The 8,007-nt window shown below is 72.3% G+C and carries 8 protein-coding genes and 2 pseudogenes; 7 read left to right on the top strand and 3 right to left on the bottom strand.

All coding sequences use genetic code 11. From position 1 onward, the window contains the following. The 3 genes and pseudogenes from G3I41_RS10180 to G3I41_RS10170 form a co-directional block, all read left to right on the top strand. Positions 1 to 359, top strand: a pseudogene (locus G3I41_RS10180) (futalosine hydrolase); the annotation flags it as partial. After that, complete coding sequence (locus G3I41_RS10175) at positions 334 to 1,197, top strand: 1,4-dihydroxy-6-naphthoate synthase (protein ID WP_164399892.1); 864 nt, start codon at positions 334 to 336, stop codon at positions 1,195 to 1,197. The pseudogene G3I41_RS10180 and the gene G3I41_RS10175, both read left to right, overlap by 26 nt. Positions 1,198 to 1,305: 108 nt before the next feature. Then, complete coding sequence (locus G3I41_RS10170; protein ID WP_164399891.1) at positions 1,306 to 1,569, top strand: hypothetical protein; 264 nt, start codon at positions 1,306 to 1,308, stop codon at positions 1,567 to 1,569. Positions 1,570 to 1,802: 233 nt separating this feature from the next. On the opposite strand, the gene G3I41_RS37385 is transcribed toward G3I41_RS10170, so the two are convergent. After that, positions 1,803 to 2,186, bottom strand: a complete 384-nt coding sequence (locus G3I41_RS37385) for a cold-shock protein (protein ID WP_018101528.1) — start codon at positions 2,184 to 2,186, stop codon at positions 1,803 to 1,805. A 224-nt stretch (positions 2,187 to 2,410) separates the two neighbouring features. Between G3I41_RS37385 and G3I41_RS10160 the strand changes: the two genes are divergently transcribed. The 4 genes from G3I41_RS10160 to G3I41_RS10145 all read left to right on the top strand — a co-directional run bounded on the left by G3I41_RS10160 (position 2,411) and on the right by G3I41_RS10145 (position 6,572). Continuing rightward, the gene (locus tag G3I41_RS10160; RefSeq protein WP_164399890.1) at positions 2,411 to 2,635 is read left to right on the top strand and encodes a hypothetical protein; all 225 of its coding nucleotides are present in this window, start codon (positions 2,411 to 2,413) and stop codon (positions 2,633 to 2,635) included. 106 nt (positions 2,636 to 2,741) lie between these two features. After that, on the top strand, positions 2,742 to 4,154 hold the full coding sequence (locus G3I41_RS10155) for a hypothetical protein (protein WP_164399889.1): 1,413 nt from the start codon (positions 2,742 to 2,744) through the stop codon (positions 4,152 to 4,154). Positions 4,155 to 4,339: 185 nt separating this feature from the next. Further along, positions 4,340 to 5,167, top strand: coding sequence for a hypothetical protein (locus G3I41_RS10150; RefSeq protein WP_203600666.1), 828 nt, complete (start codon positions 4,340 to 4,342; stop codon positions 5,165 to 5,167). Positions 5,168 to 5,210: 43 nt separating this feature from the next. Then, positions 5,211 to 6,572: a DUF6177 family protein gene (locus G3I41_RS10145; RefSeq protein WP_239081568.1), complete on the top strand. Its 1,362-nt coding sequence runs from the start codon at positions 5,211 to 5,213 to the stop codon at positions 6,570 to 6,572. On the opposite strand, the gene G3I41_RS10140 is transcribed toward G3I41_RS10145, so the two are convergent. Continuing rightward, complete coding sequence (locus G3I41_RS10140) at positions 6,548 to 7,174, bottom strand: HAD family hydrolase (RefSeq protein WP_164399887.1); 627 nt, start codon at positions 7,172 to 7,174, stop codon at positions 6,548 to 6,550. The genes G3I41_RS10145 and G3I41_RS10140 overlap by 25 nt on opposite strands. A gap of 120 nt (positions 7,175 to 7,294) precedes the next feature. Next, a pseudogene (locus G3I41_RS10135) lies at positions 7,295 to 8,007 on the bottom strand (hypothetical protein); the annotation flags it as partial.

Here is an 8,007-nt window from a genome sequence, read left to right as displayed (position 1 = left end):
CCGCGCACCTGCCGCCCCGCTCCCTCGTCCGCGCCGCCGCCGGGGCGACCGGGGCGGCGACCGGCGACATCCTCACCGTCTCCACCGTCACCGGCACGGCGGACCGCACCGCCGCCCTGCTGGCCGCCCACCCGCACGCCGTCGCCGAGGCCATGGAGGGCTTCGGGGTCGCGGAGGCGGCGGACCTGGCCGGCGCACCGGTCCTGGAGATCAGGGCCGTGTCGAACACCGTCGGCCCGCGCGACCGCGACGCCTGGCGCATCGGCGACGCGCTGACCGCGCTGACCGAGGCGTTCGGGAAGCTCATACCCGTACTGGAAGGCTGGACCCGCCATGACCGAGACGACTCCGCAGGCTGACGCGCTGCGTATCGCCTTCTCGCCCTGCCCGAACGACACGTTCGTCTTCGACGCCTGGGCGCACGGCAGGGTCCCCGGCGCGCCGGCGCTGGACGTCACGTTCGCGGACATCGACATCACCAACGGCATGGCCGAGCGCGGTGAGCTGGACGTGCTCAAGGTGTCGTACGCGGTGCTGCCCTGGGTGCTGGAGGAGTACGCGCTCCTGCCGTGCGGCGGCGCGCTGGGCCGGGGCTGCGGCCCGCTCGTCCTCACCCGCGAGGCGGGCGCCGACCTGACCGGGAAGACCGTCGCCGTGCCGAGCGAGCGCTCGACCGCGTACCTCCTCTTCCGCCTCTGGGCCGCCGACGTGGTGCCGGGCGGGGTCGGCGAGATCGTCGTCATGCCGTTCGACGAGATCATGCCCGCGGTCCGGGACGGCAAGGTCGACGCCGGCCTGGTCATCCACGAGGCGCGCTTCACGTACCAGAACTACGGCCTGCACAACCTGGCCGACATGGGCCGGCACTGGGAGGACACCACCGGCCTGCCGATCCCGCTCGGCGCCATCATCGCGAAGCGCTCGCTGGGCGCGGACCGGCTGAGGCTGCTCGCCGAATCGGCCCGCGCCTCGGTCCGGATGGCGTGGGACGACCCGGAGACCTCCCGTCCGTACGTCCTCGCCCACGCCCAGGAGATGGACCCGTCCGTCGCGGACCAGCACATCGGCCTGTACGTGAACGAGTTCACCGCGGACCTGGGTGAGGACGGTTACGCGGCGGTCCGCGGCCTGCTGACCCGCGCGGCGGCCGAGGGCCTGGTCCCGCCGCTGGCGCCGGACGCGCTGTCGTTCGTCTGAGCGCACACTTCCTTCACGTACCGCACGCCACAGCCGCGGTGCGCGGTGACATGGTTGGCGTACCGGCGCGTCCGACGCCGGTACGCCAAACCCTGGGGGGGTTCCCACATGCGTACCCGCACCGCCGCGGCCTCCGCGGCCGTCGTCCTGCTCACTCTGCTGGGCTCGACCGCCTGCTCGGCCTCTTCGGACGGCGCGTCGCCGTCCTCGGAGAGCGGGCAGACGGCCCGGAGCAAGCCCGCGACCGACCCGTCGGAGTGCGCCGTTCCCACCGACGAGATGCCGGAGGAATGTGAGGTCCACGAGTCCTTCGCGGTGATCGAGGAGGGGGTCCCGGCCGACGGAATGCCGACGCCGGCGCCCGGCAACTAGGGCGTGTTTCGAAAGTAGCGCCGTCCGCCCGTAGGGCGGGTCCGGCGGCGTCTGGTGCGTGCGATCGCAAGGCGGAGGGTCGCCCCGATACTGGTTGTATCGGGGTGATCCCGACAACGCGGCGAGCGTGCGTGCCAGGCGTCGCCGGACAGGCGGGACTTTCGAAACACGCCCTAGGAGAAAGAGGTGGGTGCTCCCCGGCCGGGGAGCACCCACCTCGCGCTGTGTAGCGGCTACACGTCGAGCTGGTCGGCCACCGCCCGCAGCAGGCCGGCGATCTTGGCACCCGCCGCCTTGTCGGGGTACCGGCCGCGCTCCAGCATGGGCGTGATGTTCTCCAGGACGGTGGTCAGGTCCTGGACGATCGACGCCAGCTCGTCCGGCTTGCGGCGCTGGGCGGCCGCGACGGACGGGGTCGGGTCGAGGATCGACACGGAGAGCGCCTGGTCACCGCGCTGACCGGCGACCACGCCGAATTCCACGCGCTGACCGGGCTTGAGAGCGTCGACCCCGGCCGGGAGCACGGACGAGTGCACGAAGACGTCGCTGCCGTCGTCGCGGGAGAGGAAGCCGAAGCCCTTCTCGCTGTTGAACCACTTGACCTTGCCAGTCGGCAAAGCACGCACCCCATCTCAACCCGTATGCCGGAACGAATGCCCTCAGCAGGTCAGGCCGTCCTGTGGTCGTGCTCCCCTGCTGGCTGAAGCCTCCACAGGGGAAGTACCCCTCGTCAAGCCTGGTCATCCGGACTGTGTCCGGAAACGGCACCTGCTTCACCCGGACACGGTTGCGCCCGCCACCCGGACCCGGTTCCGCGGCGCTCGGGAACTACCCTGAGGGGGTGAGTACCTCATCTTCCGGCGCGGGCGACCGGCTGGTCCGGATCGGCGCGATCGTCTTCTTCATCGGTGCCCTCTCCACCCTCGCCACCATGGCCCCGCTCTTCCTCGGCACCCATCCGCTGCCGTCCATCGCCTGGTCCCTCTGCATGCTGATGGGCGTCGGCTTCCTGATCGCTGCGGCAGGCGTGATCCGCTCGGCACGGGCGGGGTCGCGGGAGGGATAGCCACACCCTGCCGCCTTTGGCCGGAAATGCGTTGCACTTGCAACGTACCCCTTGGTAGAGCTTGGACGGCTTACGCAGGACAGCCGTCGGCGGGTACGCGTACGGCATGGACGCCCTGGGCCGGGGCGAGCACCTGTCGGACTGGCAGCGGGAGAGCGAGGCGTACGCGAAGGAGTTCGCCAAGCAGCTCGTCGCGTACGACGTCACGCCGGAGGACCCGGCCCGGGGCCACGCCATCGTCTCGTTCAACCTCCTCACCCTCTTCGCAGGCCCGCTGGGAGTCGCCGCCAAGCTCGGCAAGGGCGGAACGTTCGCGAAGGCGGCGGGCACCGTGGCCCGGATCGGCGACGCCCTGGACCCGCTCGGCGGTGCGTTCAGGGCGGCCAAGGCCCTGTCGGACCTGCCCAAGGTCTCCCAGGTACTCGCCAACGTCAGCGACCACCTCCGCATCCCGGCCTCACGCTTCCCCGACGGCGTCCTGGACCTGGACCACCGCTACCGCATCGACAAGGACGGCAACTTCGTCCCCCTCGACCGCGAGGGCAACCCCCACCTGGAACCTGCGCGGCGCGAGCCGGCGGCGGACCGAAGGGGCGAGGCCGAACGGCAGCCGGTAGGCGTCGGCGCAGAAGCGGAGACCCCTGCGGCACACGTGCACGAGAACGCGGCCCCGCACCCCGCCGGTGAGGGGAATCATGGCGCGCACCGCGATGACGCAGCGCACGGACGGGATGGCACACCCGATGGTGAGGGGACGGGCGGAGACGGCGATACCAGCCGTGGCTCCGACGGCGGATCAGGAAGTTCCGGCGGAAGCGTCTCCGGCGCGCCTCGCAGTCCCGCACCCGAGAGCGGCCCCCTCATCCGCGGCAGCGAAACGGAACAACGCATTCGCGACGCCGTGCAGAGTGTCCCGGGAAAGAAGCGCCCCAAGCCGAATGTGCTGGAACGGGTTCTGGAGCGGCTCGCTTCGGAACCGGATGGACAGCGCGTCGCCGATATCATCGCTTCGGGCCGGTTCAATCAGGCCGATGAGTACGGCCAGGTCGTCTCTGCTCTGGGAGCGAACAAGGCGCACATGTTCCAGCCGTCCGCCGACCAGTTGATCTTCGCGGACAAGCTGGTGGAGAGCGGTGTCCCGGCGCACGCCATCGACTGCGAACAGAAAGTGCCGGTCGGCGCTGACGTGGATATTCGCATCAGGGACGAATCCGGTGACGTGTACGCGTACCAGATGAAGCACCTCAACGATCCGCAGGACCCGGTCAGTGAGATCACGCGGGGCAAGTACTTGTTGCAATTGGCCATCGCCGACGCCGACCACTCCGTCATGCTCGTGGACGGAGGGCGGGGAACCGTGCGGGACTGGATGACCAACGGATCTTACGATGAACTCCTGGCCATCCACAGCGGCGCGCGGGGACGCAAAGGCACAGGCATCACGTTCGTCATCCGACTGGAGGACGGCAATCTCGTCATTCCGCCGGGCAGTCGCACCGACCCCAAGGACATGCTGTGATCACCTCGACTCCTGTCGGCGAGTGGGTATGGGAGCTTTCCCCGGGCCAGGTCGCATTCCGGCCCAGCGATGCCGCACGGACTGCGGCAGGACTGTGGGGTCGACTGGCGGACCAGGGTCTCGCCGCATCCGGCGGGACGGCTGCTCTACGGGTCCTCGACCGGGACAACCCGCGGAACGTCCGGATGGAGCTGAGCGGGCCGGGCCTCGGAGCGCCACCGTGGGCACCGGCTTCGCCCTTCGCCCGGGCGGTGCGGGAGGCGGACGCGCTGGAGGGGGACCTCGTCGTCGTCATTCGTCTCGAGTGTCCCGGGAAGTGGCTGGAGCCCGGTGGCACCCACCGCGCCGAAAGACTGTTCGCCGTTCAGGTGGAGGTATGGGGCGGCACCCTGCTCGTCACGACGCTGGAGACGTACTCCGATGCCTGGCTGACGGTGGACACCCGCGGCAGGGAGCAGCCCGAGGTGCACGCGCTGAACGCGCCCCGGCTCGCCGCCGCGCTCGACGGCATCTCGGCGCTGCTGGGCGGCCCGCCCGAGCCCGGTGAAGAGAACAGGTACGCGGCACCGAGCACGACCGGATTCCGGGACGTACGGGCCGAAGGCCCCGCCTACGACGACGCCTGGGGGACCTTCGAGACGCTCGACCGCACACGGCTGCTCGACTCCCGTCTGCCCGAGTCCGAGGACGACTACGAGCAGACCGCCGACGGGCCCGTCCGGTACCTCGCGGTTCGGCGGCACGGCCGGACGCTGGGATTCGTCTGGGCGGCCGCCGACGATTCCGCCGCCGGGTACGTGCCCCGTACCGCAGCCGGTGACGAGGCGTTCGACGCCGGAGCGGCTTGGCTGACGGCCCTCAGGGAAGCGCGGCGGAGCGGACTCACCCCCCTCGCGGCACTGCGCGACGCGGGCCGGCGCCCCGCACCGCCGGAAGCCGGTGTCATCGCCCGGGAGGGGCCCTTGGAAGCACCGTCCCTGGAAGCGTTGGAGGAGCTGTCCGGCCGGTACTGACCGCGCCCACCCGCCCGCCCACAACCCCACTCCGCGGAGCAGCATGACCCAGGACGTCATCGCCCTCACGCCTCGAATGCCCGACACCAGGACGCTGCTGGCCGGGCTGCACGCGGGCGGCCCCGATCTGCGGGTGAACCAGGCCGGGGACGGGGCCGTCGTTCGACTGTGCGCGGACTCCGGCCAGACGCTGGTCTCGCTCGAAGCACCCCGGTATCTCCAAGTGCCCGGCGAAGTGGAAAGGTTGCTCGGCAAGGGCGTCTGGGACGAGTCGCCCGTGTGGTGGACCGAGGCGCGGGCGTCCAGTGCGGCGGCGGAGGCCGCGCGGCTCGCGGGGTCCGTCGCGGGTCGGCTGGCAGCGGTGCTCGGGGGCGCCGTCTGGCCACCCGGGGCCGGGCACACCGAAGTGGTGCCCGACCTCGCGGGGCTCCGCGGCGATACGGCTCCTCCCGGCGTCGACGTGCTCACCGCGAGGGCGGCCGTCGTCATCCAGGGACGCCCCGTCGTGGCCGCGACCACGTGGCTGACCGATGTCGCTCGTAACGCCGTACGCACCGGGCGGGAACTGCAACTCGTCACGCCTCCGGGCACCCGGCTCACGTTCCCCCTTCACACCCTGCTCGACGGGCTGCCGTCGCGCTGGGTCGTGCGAGACCCGGCGTGCGGCTATGACGACGGCCTCTCCGGGGCCGTACTCGACTGGTACGACGGGCGCTTCGACCCCGTCGACAACGGCACGCCCCGGATCTCGGACGCGTTCCGGCAGCCTGCCGGGGCCGAGGGGGAGCACCAGCTGATCCTCTCCCTCCGCACGATTCATCCGGCCGACGACCGCCTCACCCTCGGCCGCGCCCTGGAACTGGCCTGGCGCACGCTCACGGGGGCGCCGCCCGCCGGGTGGTCCACCGCTGAGCCGGTCAACGTGCCCTGGTCGCCTCGCCAGTTGACCGAACTCGCCCGCGGGCGCGCCCAGCGGTCCTTGCCCACCTGGGTGGTGGCCGTCGGCGGTGCCGGTCGCCCCTCGATCGCTACCGTTCGGGTGTCGCACACCGCTGCCGGCGTCGAGGAACGCGCCACGATCGTGCTCGGCTACGGGTCCGGCCACGACGTACCGCTGGATCTCGTGCCGGAACTCGCGGCGTCCCTGGCCACGGGGCACGGCCTCGCGACCATGGTCACCCAGCTGCGTTCCGCCCGGGCCGACCTGAGCACTCCGGCCCGGCACCAACCGCCTCCGGTGCCGGTCTCCCTCGCCCTGGGGCCCGACGCCGTCGCCGATCTCGGCCTCGCCCGCGCCCGTGAAGCCGTCGCCGGTGTGACCCCCCTCCGTCTGGGGCCGGCCATTCGGCCCGGCCTGCACTTCGAGCTCGGGGGACGTGGTCAGGACGCCGTGCGCTTCGCGTGAGCCTCCAGCCAGGCGGGCAGCTCCGTGAGCGAGGTGAGGACCACGTCCGCGCCCGCTGCACGCAGTTCCTCCGCGTCGCAGGGGCCCGTCGCGACGCCCACCGGGACGGCGTTCGCGGCCCGGGCGCCGCGGACGTCGCCGACGTGGTCGCCCACGTAGACCGTGGCGCCGTGCTCCTTCAGCGCCACCGCCTTCTGCTCGGCCCAGAGGTTGCCCGCGACGACGTCGGGCTCGATGCCGAGGTGGGCCAGGTGCAGCTTGGCGTTCGGCTCGTACTTGGCGGTGACGACCATGGTGCGGCCGCCGCGCTCCCGTATCGCCTCGATCGCCTCCCGGGCGCCGGGCAGGGCGTGGGTCGGCTCGATGGCGTACGTGGGATACAGCGCGCGGTAACGGTTCGCCACGGCGGGCACGTCGGCGGCCGGGAACCAGTTCGTGAGCTCGTCCTCCAGCGGGGGACCCAGACGGCTCACCACCAGGTCGGTGTCGATCGGGGTGCCCGTCTCGGCGACGAGGGCCTCGTAGACGGCCTTGATGCCGGGGCGGGAGTCGATGAGCGTCATGTCCAGGTCGAAGCCGACCGTGAGGGGTGAGGGGGTCATACGCCCCATTGTGCCGGGCCGGTCTTCGGCCGGGGGGTGGGCCTTCGGGCGCGCCCGAAGACCCGGACGCGGGGTTCCGTCCTCAAGCGCCGGACGGGCTTGAGGGGGCGCGCCCCTCTCCTACCGACGCCTCGCCCGCCACACCAGGAACAGCGCCGAGGCCACCGCCGCCGCGCGTACCGTGACCGGCCATACGTCACCCAGCGCGTCCTTCATGCCGTGTTCCGGGATCGGGGTGCCCCAGCGGCCGTCCATGCGGCCCCAGAGCCAGACCAGGGCGGCCGTCGCGACCACGCCGGGGAGGCCCATCGCGGCCCACTTCGCTTCCGCGCGGGACAGTTTCCGGGAGCTGTACGCGAGCAGCCAGCCGCCCGCGACGGCGAGCAGGGAGCCCATCACCGCGCCCACCACGAGGAGGGCCGCCGCCAGCAGCAGGACGGGGTGGCCGAAGCCCCGGCGGGGGGCCGCCTCGGGGGCCGCCGGGACCGGGCGGGCGCGGCGGAACCGGCGGCGCGCCTTCTTCGGAGGTGCCTGCGCCTCCGGCTCCTCGTCTTCCGGGGCCTCGTCCTCCGTTTCCTCGTCCGGCTCCTCCTCCGCCTCCGGCGGCCGGAGCAGCGCCGGGATCTCGACGCCGCCCCGGAACCCCGGCACCTCCGTCCCCGGCCCGAACTCCCCGAACGCGCCGGGCCCGGTCTCACCGAACGGCCCGGGTTCGTCCCGCCACCAGTCGCCGTCGCCCGCGTCCGGACCGACCTCGTCCATGCCCAGCCGATGCGGGGCGGAGGCGTCCGGGTCCGCCTGGGCCGGGACGGAGGCGTCCGGGGCCTCGGCGT

Origin of the sequence: Streptomyces sp. SID9727 (assembly GCF_010550605.1) — a bacterium.
Taxonomy (GTDB): domain Bacteria; phylum Actinomycetota; class Actinomycetes; order Streptomycetales; family Streptomycetaceae; genus Streptomyces.
Note: the sequence above shows the minus strand (reverse complement) of the source record. Positions and strands in the feature narration are given on the sequence as shown.